The sequence below is a fragment of the Clostridium polyendosporum genome (assembly GCF_018332455.1).
GTDB classification, from domain to species: Bacteria; Bacillota; Clostridia; order Clostridiales; family Clostridiaceae; genus Clostridium_AY; species Clostridium_AY polyendosporum.
Map to the genome: position 1 here is coordinate 37,637 of NZ_BOPZ01000018.1, position 17,436 is coordinate 55,072.

General features: G+C 30.8%; 17 protein-coding genes. 10 read left to right on the forward strand and 7 right to left on the reverse strand.

The window, feature by feature from the left end; translation table 11 throughout:
- The first annotated feature begins 74 nt into the window (after positions 1-74).
- The 3 genes from CPJCM30710_RS10865 to infC all read left to right on the forward strand — a co-directional run bounded on the left by CPJCM30710_RS10865 (position 75) and on the right by infC (position 3,264).
- Positions 75-1,442 carry an MATE family efflux transporter gene (locus tag CPJCM30710_RS10865; RefSeq protein ID WP_212904196.1) on the forward strand — a complete coding sequence of 456 codons (1,368 nt, stop codon included), beginning with the start codon at positions 75-77 and terminating at the stop codon, positions 1,440-1,442.
- A gap of 414 nt (positions 1,443-1,856) precedes the next feature.
- The gene (locus CPJCM30710_RS10870; protein WP_212904197.1) at positions 1,857-2,435 is read left to right on the forward strand and encodes a 5' nucleotidase, NT5C type; all 579 of its coding nucleotides are present in this window, start codon (positions 1,857-1,859) and stop codon (positions 2,433-2,435) included.
- Between the two features lie 292 nt (positions 2,436-2,727).
- Positions 2,728-3,264, forward strand: a complete 537-nt coding sequence (gene infC, locus CPJCM30710_RS10875) for a translation initiation factor IF-3 (RefSeq protein WP_212904198.1) — start codon at positions 2,728-2,730, stop codon at positions 3,262-3,264.
- Between the two features lie 81 nt (positions 3,265-3,345).
- Here the strand turns inward: infC and greA are convergent, their stop codons facing one another.
- Entirely contained in the window at positions 3,346-3,813 is a 468-nt protein-coding gene (gene greA, locus CPJCM30710_RS10880) for a transcription elongation factor GreA (RefSeq protein ID WP_212904199.1), read from the reverse strand.
- Between the two features lie 293 nt (positions 3,814-4,106).
- On the opposite strand from greA, the gene CPJCM30710_RS10885 reads away from it, so the two are divergent.
- Positions 4,107-4,280, forward strand: a complete 174-nt coding sequence (locus CPJCM30710_RS10885) for a CDIF630_02480 family spore surface protein (protein ID WP_212904200.1) — start codon at positions 4,107-4,109, stop codon at positions 4,278-4,280.
- 99 nt (positions 4,281-4,379) lie between these two features.
- On the opposite strand, the gene nifJ is transcribed toward CPJCM30710_RS10885, so the two are convergent.
- Positions 4,380-7,904, reverse strand: coding sequence for a pyruvate:ferredoxin (flavodoxin) oxidoreductase (gene nifJ, locus CPJCM30710_RS10890; protein WP_212904201.1), 3,525 nt, complete (start codon positions 7,902-7,904; stop codon positions 4,380-4,382).
- Positions 7,905-8,315: 411 nt separating this feature from the next.
- Here nifJ and CPJCM30710_RS10895 point away from each other — a divergent pair, with 411 nt between their 5' ends.
- On the forward strand, positions 8,316-8,576 hold the full coding sequence (locus tag CPJCM30710_RS10895) for a YkuS family protein (protein WP_212904231.1): 261 nt from the start codon (positions 8,316-8,318) through the stop codon (positions 8,574-8,576).
- Between the two features lie 867 nt (positions 8,577-9,443).
- Positions 9,444-9,614, forward strand: coding sequence for a zinc-ribbon domain-containing protein (locus tag CPJCM30710_RS10900; protein ID WP_212904202.1), 171 nt, complete (start codon positions 9,444-9,446; stop codon positions 9,612-9,614).
- Positions 9,615-9,713: 99 nt separating this feature from the next.
- Here CPJCM30710_RS10900 and CPJCM30710_RS10905 read toward each other — a convergent pair whose 3' ends face one another.
- From CPJCM30710_RS10905 to CPJCM30710_RS10925, 5 genes are all read right to left on the reverse strand, one after another.
- Entirely contained in the window at positions 9,714-10,286 is a 573-nt protein-coding gene (locus tag CPJCM30710_RS10905) for a manganese catalase family protein (protein ID WP_212904203.1), read from the reverse strand.
- 14 nt (positions 10,287-10,300) lie between these two features.
- Entirely contained in the window at positions 10,301-10,564 is a 264-nt protein-coding gene (locus tag CPJCM30710_RS10910) for a spore coat protein CotJB (RefSeq protein WP_212904204.1), read from the reverse strand.
- 85 nt (positions 10,565-10,649) lie between these two features.
- Positions 10,650-10,922 (reverse strand): spore coat associated protein CotJA, encoded by a 273-nt coding sequence (locus CPJCM30710_RS10915; RefSeq protein ID WP_246503518.1) that lies wholly within the window; start codon positions 10,920-10,922, stop codon positions 10,650-10,652.
- Positions 10,923-11,135: 213 nt separating this feature from the next.
- A complete protein-coding gene (locus CPJCM30710_RS10920) occupies positions 11,136-11,354 on the reverse strand; it encodes a hypothetical protein (RefSeq protein ID WP_212904205.1) in 219 nt (72 codons plus the stop codon).
- 111 nt (positions 11,355-11,465) lie between these two features.
- Entirely contained in the window at positions 11,466-12,074 is a 609-nt protein-coding gene (locus tag CPJCM30710_RS10925; RefSeq protein ID WP_212904206.1) for a DUF4489 domain-containing protein, read from the reverse strand.
- A 335-nt stretch (positions 12,075-12,409) separates the two neighbouring features.
- Between CPJCM30710_RS10925 and CPJCM30710_RS10930 the strand changes: the two genes are divergently transcribed.
- From CPJCM30710_RS10930 to CPJCM30710_RS10945, 4 genes are all read left to right on the forward strand, one after another.
- Complete coding sequence (locus CPJCM30710_RS10930; RefSeq protein WP_212904207.1) at positions 12,410-13,654, forward strand: NAD(P)-dependent oxidoreductase; 1,245 nt, start codon at positions 12,410-12,412, stop codon at positions 13,652-13,654.
- A 204-nt stretch (positions 13,655-13,858) separates the two neighbouring features.
- Positions 13,859-14,698 (forward strand): CsxC family protein, encoded by an 840-nt coding sequence (locus CPJCM30710_RS10935; protein WP_212904208.1) that lies wholly within the window; start codon positions 13,859-13,861, stop codon positions 14,696-14,698.
- Positions 14,699-15,062: 364 nt separating this feature from the next.
- A complete protein-coding gene (locus CPJCM30710_RS10940) occupies positions 15,063-15,959 on the forward strand; it encodes a CsxC family protein (protein ID WP_212904209.1) in 897 nt (298 codons plus the stop codon).
- A 95-nt stretch (positions 15,960-16,054) separates the two neighbouring features.
- A complete protein-coding gene (locus CPJCM30710_RS10945; RefSeq protein ID WP_212904210.1) occupies positions 16,055-17,368 on the forward strand; it encodes a hypothetical protein in 1,314 nt (437 codons plus the stop codon).
- Positions 17,369-17,436: the final 68 nt, after the last annotated feature.

Consider the following 17,436-nt stretch of genomic DNA (forward strand, 5'->3'; position numbering starts at 1 on the left):
AAACATATTAGTCAGTATAGAACGTAAAGTTGTGGTCTTTAGCAATTTTTGAATATCAGAAGGGGGAACAGAATATGGATGAATCAGAAGAATTAGAAAGAGAAAGTATAGGAAAACTTCTTCTTAAGTTTTCTATTCCAGCTGTTATAGGTATGCTTGTTAATGCCTTATACAGTGTTGTAGATAGAATATTTGTGGGTAGAGGTATAGGATCAATTGCGCTTTCAGGTGTGGCAGTAACCTTCCCTATTTCTACCGTAATTATGGCTGTGGGAATGCTTGTTGGTACAGGAGCCGCTGCAGTAATTTCTATAAAACTAGGACAGAAGAATGTAGGGCAGGCTGAAAAGATTATAGGTAATGCTTTTGTGCTTACAATCATAACTACAATTATTGTAAGTATTTTGGGGCTTGTATTTTTAGACCCTATCTTGAAACTATTGGGTGCAAGTGCAGAAACCATGCCTTATGCAAAGCAATTTGCCAGTATACTACTTATAGGTGCTGTACTTCAAAACGTAGGATTTGGATTAAACCCTATTATTCGTTCAGAAGGTGATCCTAAGACGGCTATGATAACTATGCTTATAGGTGCTGTACTTAATTTTATTATAAATCCTGTGTTTATATTTGGATTCAAGCTAGGTGTAATAGGATCGGCATTGGCAACTGTTATTTCACAGGCTGTTTGCTCAGTATGGATATTTAGATACTTTACAAAAGGTAAAAGTCTTTTAAAGCTTAAAAAAGTGAATATGAAATTAGAGAAGTCTGTTATTAAGGAAATAATAGGAATAGGTATGTCCCCTTTTACTATGCAGATTGCAGCTAGCTTAGTTACGATTATTATTAACACAAGTCTGGCAAAGTATGGTGGAGATCTTGCTATAGGAGCTTTTTCTCTTATAAATAGCATTATTATTTTAATATTAATGCCTATGTTAGGTATAAATCAAGGAGCACAACCTATAATTGGATATAATTATGGTTCAAAAAATATAAGTAGAGTTAAAAAAGTATTGTTATATTCAGCTATTGCAAATGCATGTATATCAACAATTGCATTTATAGTAGTTCAATTATTCCCAGTTCAAATAATTCGAATCTTTAATACAACAGACTCTAAACTTATAGATCTTGGAGCAAATGGAATTTCAATTTTCCTTATGATGTTTGCTATTGTTGGGCCTCAGATAGCAATTGTTAATTATTTTCAGGCTGTGGGAAAAGCAAAATACTCTATGTTTTTAAGCTTATTAAGGCAAGTTGTAGTGCTTATACCACTTATACTCATACTTCCACATTTCTTTAAATTGAATGGTATATGGATGGCAGGACCAGTTGCAGACTTTGTTTCATCAGTAATAACATTTATTTTTATAGCATACGAAGTAAAAAATTTAAATAAACTTAATAAAGAGATTCTAGATAAAGCCTCATGAATTATTAAAAATTAAGTAAATTTACTTCCTATAAATAATAGAAAACTTCCTTATAAAAAAGAATCCTTCACCTCTATAGGTGCATGGTGGGTTCAATGAATAAAAGAGCATTTATATGGTGTTAAAGTATTTAAAAGATTATTTTAGAAACTATAATACTTCACCAGGGTTAGATGAGGTGTGTAGTAAAACCGTACTGTTTAGGCAGTACGGTTTTTACTTATACTTTAAATTAAAGATTTTACTTTCTGTCAAAATAAAATCTTAGTATAGTCAAAAAGGGTAACTTAATATTATTTCTAACAATAGTATAAATAAAGTAGTTAACTTAACATTTATTTAAATAATACTAATATTTGTTTAACTTTTGATTGATAGAATTTAATTAAGGAAGATAAGGAGGGTGAGGAAACGATGCAGCAGTTAAATATATGTATAGACATAGATGGAACTATCACTGACCCATATTATTGGCTTGATATTTCAAATAAATTCTTTAATAAGAGTATATCCGAAGAACAAGTTACGGAATATCATTGCTATAAGGTAATGGGGGTAGAGCAAGAAGAGTATCGAGAATTCTATGAGAACTATAAGTTTGAGATTCACTCAAAACAAGAGTTAAGAGAAAATGTTAGAGATGTGCTGGAGATCTTAAGTATTAATCATAAAATATTCTTTATTACAGCAAGAGATTCTTCATTGAGTATGCTTACGTACTCATACCTTAAAACAAATAATATATCATTTAATGATTTGTTTTTATTAGGATCTCATTATAAGGTAGATAAAGCAAAAGAATTAAACTGCAGTGTATTTATTGAAGATAATTACGATAATGCTATACAGTTATCTGAAAATGGATTTAAAGTTTTGTTGATAGATACCAATTATAATAGAAACCCTATAAATGATAGAATAACAAGAGTATATAACTGGAATGATATATATACATTTATTAATAGTATGTGTATCAAAAAAGAAGCAATTTAATTTAATATAAGTATGTAGTTAGAACTTTTACGTATCCTTGTGATTACCAGCAGAAGTTCTGATTTTTTTTTATTTTTAATATTAGATTTATAAATTTTTTATTAGATACTTTAATTTAAAAAAGTATCTATATTAGGTAAACAATGTTATGATTATATAATCATGCGAAATAAATTATTTTTCTAAGAGAATAGAAGTATTTTAAACTGTTAAATAATAATTGTATGTAAATAGATATAGAACTTTACAACTGAATTGTTTAACGAGTAAAGTTGTTTATCTTAAGTAAAAAATGAGAATATTAATTTGGAGGTGTTCGACTATTAATAAAAATGTAAATTTAAATGAAGGTATTAGACAAAGGGAAATCAGATTAGTTGGAGAAGAAGAGAGTAGAATAGTTAATACTAGGGATGCTTTGGAGTTAGCAAGAGAACAAGAATTAGATTTAGTGATGATTTCGCCAACAGCTACTCCACCTGTATGTAAAATAATGGACTATAACAAATTTCTTTACGAACAATCTAAGAAGGAAAAAGAAAACAGAAAGAATCAGAAATTCGTTGATATTAAGGAAATAAGATTAAGTCCTACTATTGAAGAAAATGATATAGAGATTAAGGCTAATAATGCTAAAAAGTTCTTATCTAATGAGAATAAAGTTAAAGTGTCAATTAGGTTTAGAGGAAGACAAAATATTTATACTGGTCAAGGAACTAAGGTATTTGATATATTTATTTCTAAATTAGGGGATATTGGAATGATTGAAAAGCCAGCTAAGTTAGAAGGTAACAATATGATTATGATTTTAGCACCAAAAAAACACTAGAGTTTTTATAGAAAGAGATAGGTTAAACCTGTCTCTTTATTTATAAATAAGTTTAAAACAATGAAGTCTGTATAAACTCCATTATTTACGCATAATTTCTTCAATTCTAATAGAATAATTTCCTTCGGGTGACTCAATTATAACTTCATCTCCAACCTTATGTTTATATATAGCACGTCCTAAAGGAGACTCTATACTTAACATGTTATTAATAGGATCTGCTTCTATGGTAGTTACTATTGTAAATTTATCAACTTCATCATCAATTAAGAATCTAATAGAAACTATTTTTCCTAGCCCGACTTCATCTTCAGATGTGGTATCTGTTATGAGTTTAGCAGTTTTGATCATCCTTTCAAGATAACGCATTCTACTTTCGTTTCGAGCCCTATCTCTTTTCGCTGCTTTATACTCAAAGTTTTCACTTAGATCACCATGTGCTCTTGCTTCTTTAAGGTCTTCATTTATTTGACGTCTTACTACTAGTTTTCTATATTCAATTTCTTCTTTAAGCTTATTTATTGCTTCTTCTGTAAGATAATTATGCACATTAATCCTTCTTTCTTATAATAAAGTTAATACATATTATGATAACATTTTTTTGTTATTTATTTCTATTAAAATAGTTTCCAAATTTTTATGTTTTAAAACATTAGAATTATAAAAATAGATACTGGAACGTAAGTATTAGTAAATGATACCGTCTTTTGAGATTTAAATGGAATAATATTCAATGAATATTAGAATAGATTAAACAAAAAATATAAAAGTAAAGCATCATACAAAGAACTCTATATATAAATATAGTAATTATGAAAATATTTCAATAGGGGGCGATTTTTATGAAAAAGAATAAGCCTAAAGATAAAGAGCATTTCATGGCAAATCCTATAGAACAGCATGAGACTGCTGCATGGGCTAATATTGAGGATATGCAGCCAGTTTCTAATGTATCTATTCCTAATGAAATCGAAGTAAGAAACGCTAAAGAATGGGTAGATAGTAATGAAAAATAAAAGGAAGTCTCTTAAGACTTCCTTTTATTTTTTACCATTTAACAAAATCAAATCTAACTAAAGTTTAGCATGTTTAATGTACTCAGTTTAACTTTTGCATTAATATTGTTGTTCTGCTAAACGTCTATAGTTATCGTATCTTTCACGAGCATTTTGCTCTGCTGCAGTTGACATTTGTTCAGCTATGTCAGGGAATACATTCATTAATGAAGAGTAACGAACTTCTCCATGGATGAATTCTTTAAATGATTTTGTTGGTTCTTTTGAATCTAAAGTAAATGGATTTTTTCCTTGGTCTTTTAACATTGGATTATATCTATATAGATGCCAATAACCGGATTCTACTGCCTTCTTTTCTTCTGCCATACTGGTTCCCATACCTGTTTTTATACCATGGCTGATACAAGGTGCATATGCAATAATTAGAGAAGGGCCCTTATATGCTTCCGCCTCAGCAATTGCTTTAATGGTATGATTCATATTTGCTCCCATAGCTATTTGAGTTACATATACATATCCATAACTCATAGCCATCATACCAAGATCTTTTTTTCTAACCTTCTTACCTGCTGCTGCAAATTTAGCAACTGCTCCTGTTGGTGTAGATTTTGAAGACTGTCCTCCAGTATTTGAGTAAATTTCTGTATCCATAACAAATATATTTATATCATCCCCGGTAGATAATACTTGGTCTAGGCCTCCAAAACCTATGTCGTATGCCCATCCATCTCCGCCAATCATCCAGTGAGATTTCTTAATAAGATAATCCTTTTTCTCCATTATTTCTTTTAAAATAGGATTATTTTCATAGTTTTCATTCTTTATAGCTTCTAGTATTTTAGCTGTAGCTGATTTAGAGCCCTCACCATCATCTATTGTATCTAGCCATTGTTGGAAAGCTTCCTTAAGTGTTGAATTGATTTGCGTATTTACAGCTTCTTTTATTAATTGAGCTAATTTTTCTCTAATTTGTGTAACTCCAAGGAACATTCCGTATCCATACTCAGCATTATCTTCAAAAAGAGAATTTCCCCAAGAAGGTCCTTTGCCCTGTGAGTTTGTGGAATATGGAATTGATGGAGCACTACCACCCCATATAGACGAACAGCCTGTAGCATTAGCAATCATCATTCTATCGCCATAAAGTTGAGTTAACAACTTAACATAAGGAGTTTCACCACAACCAGGGCAAGCTCCATTAAACTCTAATAATGGTCTTACAAACTGGCTGCCTTTTACTGTCTTTGGATCCATCAAGTTATCCTTATCAGTAATAGTTAGTGCATATTCCCAGTTTTCAGATTCCATTTCGATTTCTACTTCAGCATTTTTCATGATTAAAGCCTTACCAGGAGCTGGACAAATATCAGCACAGTTACCGCAACCAGTACAATCAAGTGGACTTATTTGAATACGGTAGTGTAGATTTTCAAGTCCTTTTCCTACAGGTTTCTTAGTTTTAAAGGTATCAGGTGCTTTTTCTTTCTCTTCGTCATTTAATAAGCAAGCTCTTATTACTGCATGAGGACAAACATATGAACATTGATTACATTGTATACATTTGTCGATTTGCCATTCTGGAGCCATAACAGCAATACCACGTTTTTCATATGCGGTAGTTCCTAGTGGGAAGGTTCCATCCTCCATTCCATTAAAGGCGCTAACTGGAAGTTCATCACCTTCGTGTCTAGCCATAGGTCTCTGAATTTCTTTAACAAAGTCTGGTTCTTCCTTTACTAGAGTTGGCTTGCTTTCTGAATCCTTCCATGAAGATGGAACATTAACTTTAAGCAAACTATTAATACCTTGATCGATAGCAGCTTTATTCATCTCTACAATTTTTTGACCTTTTTTCCCATAAGTCTTTTCTACAGAGTTTTTTAGTAACTCTACTGCTTGATTTACAGGAATAACATTAGCTAATTTAAAAAATGCGGATTGCATTATCATATTGATTCTTCCGCCTAAACCAATGTTTTTTGCTATTGAGACAGCATCGACAGTGTAGAAATTAATGTTATTTTCAGCTATATATTTCTTCATAGGAGCAGGTAGTTTTTCTTCGAGCTCATCTTCGCTCCAAGGGCAGTTTAATACAAAAGTGCCATTTTTCTTTAATCCTTTTAATACATCAAAATTATATATAAAAGATTTATTATGACATGCAATATAATCTGCATTGAAAATTAAGTAAGGTGATTTTATTCTTTGTTTACCAAATCTTAAATGAGAAATAGTGCTTCCACCAGATTTTTTACTATCATAGGAGAAATATGCTTGAGCATATAAGTCTGTATTATCTCCAATAATTTTTACAGCAGTTTTATTTGCCCCAACTGTTCCATCTGAGCCTAGTCCCCAGAATTTACAGCTGATAGTTCCTTCGGGAGTAGTCTCAATTATGTCTCCTTCAGGTAAAGAAGTATTGGTAACATCATCTAAGATTCCTATTGTGAATCTATCTTTTGGTTCACTTTGCTTTAAATTATCAAATACTGCAATAATTTGGGAAGGTCTTGTATCTTTAGAGCCCAGACCATACCTGCCGCCCACGATAACAGGTTTATCACTAGCATTGTAAAATACTTTACATACATCAAGATATAGGGGCTCACCTACAGAACCAGGTTCTTTAGTACGATCAAGAACAGCAATCTTCTTAACGGTCTTAGGAAATACTTTCATAAAGTATGTAGGACAGAATGGACGATATAAGTGTACCTTTATAGCTCCTACTTTTTCACCTTTCCCCATTAGATAGTCTACTGTTTCTTCGATGGTATCACATACAGAACCCATAGCTACTATAATGTTTTCTGCATCAGGTGCTCCGTAATAATCAAATGGATGATAAGTTCTTCCTGTAATTTTTTCAATTTCTCTCATATAGTTTTCTACTATATTAGGAACTTCTTGATAGAACTTGTTTGAAGCCTCTCTGCCTTGAAAATAGATATCAGGGTTTTGTGCTGTTCCTTTGAGAGTGGGGTGCTCTGGATTAAGTGATCTATCTCTAAATTCCTTTATAGCATTATAATCTACTAGTTTAGCTACATCCTCATAATTAATAACTTCAATTTTTTGATATTCATGAGAGGTTCTAAAACCATCAAAAAAGTGTAAAAATGGTATTCTAGACTTAATTGCAGCTAAGTGTGCTACATTTGCTAAATCCATTACTTCTTGAACATTTGAAGCTGCTAAAAGTGCAAATCCGGTTTGTCTTGTAGCCATTACATCTTGATGGTCGCCAAAAATTGATAGAGCATGAGTAGCAAGTGCTCTAGCAGTTACATGAAATACTCCAGGTAGTAATTCACCTGCTATTTTATACATATTAGGAATCATTAATAACAATCCTTGAGAAGCAGTATAGGTAGTTGTTAGTGCACCAGCTACTAAAGAACCATGAACTGCTCCTGCAGCACCAGCTTCAGATTGCATTTCAACAACTTTTACTGGTTGACCAAATATGTTTTTCTTCCCATGAGCTGACCACTCATCTACTCCTTCTGCCATTGGGGTAGAAGGAGTGATCGGATAAATCGCTGCAACTTCAGTAAAAGCATAAGATGCTTCAGCCGCAGCTTGATTACCGTCCATTGTTTTCATAACCTTTGCCATAGAAAGTATCCTCCTTATGAACTTTTAAATTAATGTAACGTGCTTATTATTTACTAATGATGGATTATACATACATATAAGATGAATTTACAAAATGTTAAAGTAAGTATAGTAGTGAACTACTCCCACTTTAGAAGTAGGAGCTTCCTGTTTCAAAGACCTCGCAACCTACTATCTCCACCTTGAAGAAGGTTGAGTGTTCCGCAATATTATAGATAAATATTAGTTAGGAATTTGGATGTATGCTGGTGGTCAGGTGCAATGGTGTATTTCTCATTAAGATTTCTTTTCTAGAAATGTAATATTGAAAATTAAACAGTGTCCAGTCAAGACATATGTTCAGAACTTAAAGTGCATTTTTTAAGTGGTATCTGTATAAAATAATCATTGAGGTGATAAATAATGAAAACAATGAATAAAGCAATTGGTGTTGAAAAAGGTTTGCAAAATGTAGTAGATTATCTAATGAAAGAAGGTTACTATGTAGAAATATTAAGTGAAGGAATGGAGAGTAATGTTTCCAAATTAGATGGATTCGATGCCATAGTAATAGCTGACTATAATACTGATATGCTGGGATATAGTGATACAGAGACTAAAGCTCCAGTAATAAATGCTAGTGGGTTAACTCCAGAAGAAATAAAAAGCAGGATTGATCAAATTAGAAAGTAAAATGCCTTATAGGTAAGTGTGTATTTTACATAAAATCTCTTAAGTAGCTCCTTATTTAAAGATAAACAACTTCAAGCTTTAAACAATTCATGTTAAATAAAATTTAATAGGCATCGATCCTATTAAATTTGAGCCAGATTTCACTTTGTGAAATGGCAGCATAATAGCCTAGACATGCAATGCTTTTTCATGAATTATAAATTCAGTTATAAAGTTGTGTATCTATATATGGGAGCTATTTTGTTTGCTGCCAGTTGACAAACTAAAAACTAAGAGTTATTGATTAAACAGTAGTAATATTTTTACCTTTGAGTTCATAAGCATAACTATAGTTTATTTTGGGGGTATGATTATGCCAGATAAAGGTAAAAGTAAAAGTGGCTCAAGCAAAAATAATAACAATAATAACAAAAAGAAGGATAGCAACAAGAATCCCAAGAAAAAATAAATAAAATACATATGTGTTAGCAAACACATAATAGTTAAGATTAAATAGGCTGTGATGGACACATATCCATTTACAGTCTTTTATATTTAAAAATTTTAGGGCTCTTTGAAAAGGTCTTAGCTTTTTGGTTTGCTGGTATTTCAGAAAATAAGATTTGGCTAAAGTTTAGCAGACTTGGTGCATTCTCAGCTTTATTAAATAATTATTTATGAAAGACTATAAAATAGTGGTATATTTCAATAATTATTTAAATTACTTTAAAAAAACTAGTTTATTATTTATTTTTTTGTAGATAATATTAATAAGATATTTTATATCTTATTAGCTATTAATTTTATATTATATGAGATATGTAAAAGTAATAGCTGCTACCAACTAAAACTTAAAAACTTATTTAAAGAAAAAGGAGAAATGTTAATATGTCAGACAAGACCATAGTTTGCAAGGATTGTGAAAAAGAATTTGTTTTTACAGAAGGAGAGCAGGCTTTCTACAAGGAAAAAGGTTTTGAAAATGAGCCAGTAAGATGCGGTGAGTGTAGAAAATCAAGAAAGCAACAAAGTAATAATAGAGGACCTAGAAGGTACTAAGCATAATATCTTCTATACGTATAATGTTTTAAATCCCTGTGTTTTTATATTTAAAAACGCAGGGATTTAACTTAGCACATCAATATCTAAATTTACATTTTAATAATATTTTTTCTTTCCTAGAGTTTCTTCTACATCTACCAAAGCTTCTCCAAACCTTTGGAAGTGTACTACTTCTCTCTCTCTTAAGAAACCAAGCACTTTTTTAACTTCGTGGTCATCGCTTAGTTGAATTAGCCATTCGTAGGTAGATCTTGCCTTTTCTTCAGCAGCCATATCCTCAGTTAAGTCAGTCACAGGATTTCCAAGGGTAGCTATATAAGCTGCAGTCCATGGAACACCATTGGCATCTGTATAGAAAAGCCCTTTGTCATGTTGGGCAAAGTTTCCACCTAAGTCTACTGATTTCATTTCATCCGGTGTAGCATCTCTTAGGAGTTGATAAACCATAGTAGCTATTATTTCTAGATGTGCTAATTCTTCTGTACCAATGTCAGTACATATTGCCTTTGTTTTTCCATTAGGCATAGAATATCTTTGGTTTAAGTATCTTAAAGCTGCACTTAATTCTCCATCAGGTCCACCGTATTGAGTTATTAAATATTTTGCCAGTTTTATATCTTTGCACTTAATATTAACTGGAAATTGTAGTTTCTTTTCATAAATCCACATATCCGTATATCCTCCTATTCACCACTTTCCCAAGGCCATGGTTCATCAATCCATTGCCATGGGTAATCACTAGTACCGTATCCGAAATGAGTTAATGGACCATACTTTTGTTCATATAGTTTTTTTAACTTTATTAGCTCTTCTGTAATGCAATTGTAATCTGTTAGAGCTTTTTCGCATCTAGGGTGGGTATCTAGATAGAGATTTAAATCAACAGTTGCAAACTCTAACTCCCGAATTTTATTAAGCATATCTTTTTTTTTCGTACAATCTGACATGTTATGTCCTCCAATTTAAATTACTTAACCAACAATTAGTTTTTTCATGTGACCAAATACCGTAAGTTTAACTTATAACCACTTATTATTTGCAATAAGGATCAAAAAGGTCTGCAAACAGTGTTCCTCTAAGCAAAGCTTCTCTTAATGAAAATAGCCTTTCATAGGGTTGATCAGGCACGTAAGCGTGAGCTAATCTTAAACATTTAGCTGCTATAGGAGCTTCACCTGTTGGTGATTGCTCAAACTTAGCTTTACCTTTTGACCTATCCATTGGCATATCCATTGGCATATACATATCCATTGGCATTTGTACTAATATATCTCTAGGTATTGAATTAGGTTCCTCATAATACATTATAGGGTTCACTCCTTTTTACTAACTACATTATTATATTATTCATAAGCTAAAAAAAGGTGTAATAATTTATGCTAATTGTTATACATTTATTCCTAACTAAAAAAAATAAAAACTACTACTGAAAAAAACCTCAGTAGTAGTTCCAAGTAAAAATAAACTTGTGTAAATTAAGCAGATCTATAAAAATTCTCATGAATTGAGCGATATTTTCTAAGTTATATTACTTTTTTTAAGAGTTTTTTTCTTTTCCCTATAGCCTTTTTTTAGTTCTTTAACTAGTGCTTTTTTTTCAGTTAAAGGTTTATCGCTACTTTTCATGTTTTTTTTCTCTTCCTTAAAGGATTTTTTGAGTTCGAGTAAAGCACTTTTTTTATCTTCTTGCAATTTCCTTTTTTCAACTCTAGATAACGTATTCTTTTTCTTTCTCATTTACATATAACTCCTTTCCAAATAACTTCAAAATATTTTTGCTACAGTTAGGAAACCCCTATATAGGGGCTTCCTTAATAGGACAATAGACTTTTTATAAGACTATATTTATTAACAACTAGATGTTGCAATAGCTGAAAGAACTACATTACAAATAGAAAGGTCATCATCCTCGTCCTCTTTAATAGCTCTTGTAATTTCTACTGTATAAACACAGCAGCCAGGGCAGGAGTTACATTCGCAGTGAGTAAATGTGAATGAAGTAGTAAGTTCTTCCTCATCATCATCGAATCTAGCTCTGTAATCCCAGCTTCCACAGCATACAGGGAATCCACCGTTGCAAGATTTTTTTAATGTGAAAGTTAGTTCAACTGGATCGTTATCACCTTCGGTTTTGTATGAAATGATGCTAGAGAAATCGAACTTTACAACAGGTTTGCATAAGCAAGTTGTATCAATAGTAAGACAACCTAAACAAATAGGATTGAAATAAGAATCATCTTCAATTTCTCCAATAATTGCGCCAGTTCCACAAGCACATTCCATAACTACTGGTTTAGGGCAGAAGTGGCAATCTTTAGCTTTGCAAAGATCAGGTTTACAATCGCAAGGATCACAATCTTTGTCTTTATAATCATAAGGTTTTTTATCATAGTCATAAGGTTTTTTACCATAAGGTTTTTCATCATAACAGTAATCAGGTTTACACATTGGACGCATAAAAAGTTCCTCCTTAATATTTAAATAAATTTTATCGGCAGCTTTATACATAGAATTGTCTATAAAGCATGCTTTGTAGACATCCTTTTACTATAAGATATTCTATATATATAAGAATGTGACAATAAAACTATACTTTTTACATTATTTTTTGGTTAGTTAAGGATAATTTTAAATAATAGCAAATGTAAATGTTTCAAAATCTGGTTTTGTGATATGTAAAGGGTGATAATGGTATAATTCCATAAAAATAAGCTTGTAGTGTTTTAAAATTTATGATTTAATAGATAAATAAATGTAAGCAATAAGTGTTAATAAGGAGGAAAAGTGGGGTTATGGGAGATTTTGTTATAGCAGAAGCTAAAAGATGTCTTCAATGTAAGAAGCCTTTATGTAAGGAGGGGTGTCCAGTTAAGACACCATTCAATGAGGTTGTAAACTTATTATTAGAAGGTAATATTACTGAGGCAGGAGAAAAACTATTTAATAACAATCCTCTTTCAGTAGTATGTTCACTAGTATGTCCTCATGCAAGTCAATGTGAGGGGCATTGTGTAATGGGGAGAAAAGGTAATCCTATAAAAGTTAGTATGGTAGAAAACTACATATCAGACTATTATTTAAATTTTGTTGCTTCAGAAGCAGCAAAAAATGCTGATAAAAAAGTGGCAATAATAGGTTCTGGTCCAGCAGGAATTACTATAGCTATTCTTCTAGCTTCTAAAGGTTATGATATAACTATATTCGAAGCACATGATAAAATAGGTGGAGTTTTAAGATATGGAATTCCAGAATTCAGATTACCTAGAACTATTTTAGATAAATTAAAAGATAAATTAGTTAGCATGGGCGTTAAGATAAGACCTAATACCTTAATAGGTCCAACTATAACGGTGGATGATCTATTTAGAGATGGATATAAGGCTGTATTTATAGGTACAGGAGTATGGAATCCTAAGGGATTAGGCATAAAAGGAGAAACTTTAGGACATGTTCATTATGCTATTGATTACTTAAAGAGCCCTGAGGTATATAACCTAGGTAAAAAAGTATGTGTAATAGGAGCAGGTAATGTAGCAATGGATGTTGCAAGAACTGCTTTAAGAAATGGTTCTAAGGAAGTTCATATAATGTATAGAAGAGGTCCTGTAAGTATGGACGCAGAAGAACTTGAAGTTGAGTATGCAAAAATAGATGGTGTTAAATTCGATTTCTATAAATCACCTTTAGAAATCGTTGATAATGGAGTTAAATATATTAAGACTGAAGTAGTGGAAATAGATGAAAATGGTAAAGAAAAGGTAGTATCAATAGAGGGATCAGAAGATATATTTGAAGCTGACTCTGTAATTTTAGCTATTGGCCAAGGACCTAGAGCTAATATAGTTTCTACTACAAGTGGAATTGAAGTAAACAATAGAGGCTTATTAGCAATTGATGAGTGTGGAAGAACTACTAGAGAAGGAGTTTTTGCTTCAGGTGACGTTGTAACGGGAGCTAAAACAGTTGTAGAAGCTGTAAGGCTATCAAAAATTGCTGCACAGGCTATTGATGAATATATTACTGAGAAGTATAAATAAATAAAATAAAGAGAAAAAAGGTAACGTTGGTAAAGACGTTATCTTTTTTTGTGATTGCACTATAGAAGATTCAATTTTTATAATAACCATAATAAATAATTAAATAATAGGTAAAATATGTAAAAGGGTGTGGCAACTTAAGAAAGTAAAGAATAGTATATATTAAGTGTGAGCCAAAGCTAAGAAATTCAGGAGGAGTTTTCAATGGACACAGAAAATAAAGTTGATGGATACTATTATAATTGTGGAGAAGTAAATGCAAAAAATCTTGTTCAAGCACCAGCAGAAAAATGCCCTGTTAGTCCTGTAAGTGACGTAATAGTAAGAATTCCTGTATTAATAGCACATGCAACAGTAGAAGCAGATGTAGAAGCTTGTATTGATTTTCCATGCTATGAAGATTTTTATGAAATTAAGAGAATTAAGAAGAATGTTTTTTTAACTCAAGGTAGAATAATACCTTTAGTGCAGCCAGATGGAGAAGCACCAACTGGTAAACTATACCTAAAAGGTTTTGTAGAAAAGAATATAGAGTATGCTACTGCAGATTGTGTAAGTCGTAAAAAAGATATTATAAATGGAGATATCAAACATCACACTGTAAAGGTTCCATTTCAGGTAGTTACCCTAATTACTTTTAGAAGTCCTATAATAATTAATGATAGAGGACCTTTAACAGAAAGAACAATTTATTGCGATACAAGTAAAGAAAGCTGTTGTTTTGATTGTGATGATGGTTTAAAAGGAAGATCATTCTGTGAAAGTGATTTTAGTGAAACCGTTACTTTCTATGATAGACCATTTGTAAAGTTAGATTCATTTAGAATTTTTGAATTAGATTTTAATAAGGATCCAGAGCCATTATGCCCACGATATCCAGGTAGTGATTCACGTAAAGAAGAAGAAGAAGGACAACCTGAAGGATATTATAAACAAGATTGTGGAGAGACACATAAAGCTTTTGAATATGATAAGGTTGAGGAAAAATTTGCATTATTCCTATGTGTTAGAGTACTACAAGACCAATATGTACGAGTGTGTTAGAATACTACAAGACCAATATATACGAGTATAAGTGGCGTTTTAAGGTATAGAATCTACAAATTCAGCTTATCTAGATTCATATTAAGCAAATGAAAAGAAAAATACTTATAAATATAAATACGATATATAGATAAAAAAGAGACTATAACTTAAAAGATAAAAGGTAACGTTAAATAAAAACGTTGCCTTTTAATATTTTTCATGATTTTTTTGTATTATTATATTTTAATTTTTTCATATAAAGTCAACATAGTTAATTGTATAAAAAAGCAAAAAAAATTAGAATAGTGTAACAACTTAAGTAAATAAAGAATAATATATATTAAGTTTAAGCTAAAGCTGAGAAAGTAAGGAGGATTTTCATATGTATACTGAAAATCAAGGTAATGGATATAATAATAATTGTGACTGCGGAGATGTACAAGCAACAAATATTGTTTTAGCACCAAAAGTAGAGTGTCCTGTTGTTGTTGCACCTAGAGCTGCAACAGTTAGAATCCCTGTATTAATAGCAACAGCAAATGTAGAAGCTGATGTTGAAGCATGTATTGATTTCCCATGCCATGAAGATTTTCATGAAATTAAGAGAATTAAGAAGAATGTTTTTATAACTCAAGGTAGAATAATACCTTTAACATTTGAAACAGGAACTCAGACTACACTTGGTAAATTATTTTTAAAGGGATTTGTAGAAAAGAATATTGAATATGCTACTGCTGATTGTGTGAGCTGTGATAAAGAAGTTATAAATGGAAGAATTAAAAGTCATACAGTAAAGGTTCCATTCCAAGTAGCTACACAAATTGATATTACAAATATAGTAATAAATAACAGAGGACCTTTAACTGAAAGAACAATCTTCTGTGATACAAGCAAAGAACGTTGTTGTTTTGATTGTGATGATGGTATTAAAGGAAGATCATTTTGTGAAAGTGATTTCAATGAAGCAGTTAATTTTTTTCAAAGACCATTCGTAGTTCTAGATTCATTTAGAATTTTTGAATTAGATTTTAATAAGGAACCAGAACCTCTTCATAAGAGATGCCCTGACAAAGATGGATATGGATATGGCGATGGATATGGCGATGGAAAGGGCGATGGCGATGGATATGGATATGGAGATAACCATAACGATTGCGAACCCAAAAAGAAGGCTGTAGTATTTAAAAAGATTGAAGAGAAATTTGTATTATTTTTATGTGTCAGAGTACTTCAGAATCAATTTGTAAGAATTTGTCCGCCTACTCCTCCTGTTTGTTAAGTTTATAAATAATTTATAATCATAAAGTGCAAAACAGTAACCTGTTTTGCACTTTGTTATTATTATATATTATGAACAATAATATAGGAAGCACTATGAATAATAATATGAATAATAACATGAATAATAATGATATGCTAATCAAGGTTATAGCTGGTATTATTATTTTAAAGTTAATAAGTTCATCAATAGACTATGAAGATTCTAAGCATAAGAGTTCAAAAAAAGATAAAAAAAGAAAAAGAGATAAGGAATCAAAAGTTAAAAAAGAAACTAAACGACACGAAGATATAACAGAATATGAAGTGAATTCTAAAAGGAAAAGTGATAAATCAAAGAAAAGAAGGAAAGATAGAGATGCAGAAAATATAAATATTAATTCTAATGAAGTAGATTTAAAGGACGATAAAAGAGAAAAAAGAAAAAGTAGCAAAAAGGAAAGCGAAGAAGAAGTTAAAAGAGAAGATTTAAATATAATTATTAATGAAGAACATATGAAAGTGAAAGATGAGCCAAAAATAATTGAAGAGAACATAAATGGGATTAATAATATAAAAGAAATAAAAGTAGAAAGTAATGAAGTAGAAGAAACAAAAAAAGAAGTTAAAAGAGAAGATTTTAATATAATTATTAATGAAGAACATATAGAAGTGAAAGCTGAACCAAAAATAAACGAAGAGAACATAAATAGAACTAATAATAAAATAGATAATGATGGCCATGAGCAAGAGACAAAAGTAGAAAAAAATAAAATAGAAATAAAGAGTAAAGAAGAAAACTTAGAAAAAAACATAAATACAAGTATTTATAAGAAAAAAGGAAATGTTGAAGAAGAGAATATAAAAAGACGTGATCATAAAGAGAATAAGAAAATAACTAATGTTAGAAAAGAACTAGAAAGTAAGGTGCCAATATTTATGCAACAAAAGGAGGTTAGTTTACCTATTAATGTAGAGGTTGAACTAGAGGATAAGATATTAGAGATAGAAAAAATAAGTTATAGAATAAGAAAATTTAATACTAATTTATTAATAATTAAAAATAAAGATGGAGTCTTTGAGGGTAGGTTATTTTATAATGGTGTAATAAGAACTATTGTAAAGTATGTTTATTTTGATAAGAAAATGGGCAGTATTGCTATGGCTAAAAATAATATAGTTGTTTTATATAATGATTTTACTGGGGTTTCTCCAATCAGTTTTAATAGATTAGGAGGAGAAGGTAAAATAAATACTAATGATATAAAGTTTTGTTTAAGAAATAGTACAGTTCATACTAGTTGCAGATTAGAAAATCAGAAGGAGCTCCAAGAGATAAAAGATCATATTTATAAAAAACTTAGTATTGTGGGAGAAGCTGTTATTAAAATTGATGTTCTTTGGGATAGTTATATAAATATATCAAAGTAAGTCCTCTTTATAAGAGGACTTTAAATTTTTACAAAAGTTTTGTTTTATATTTAATTAACATCATGTAT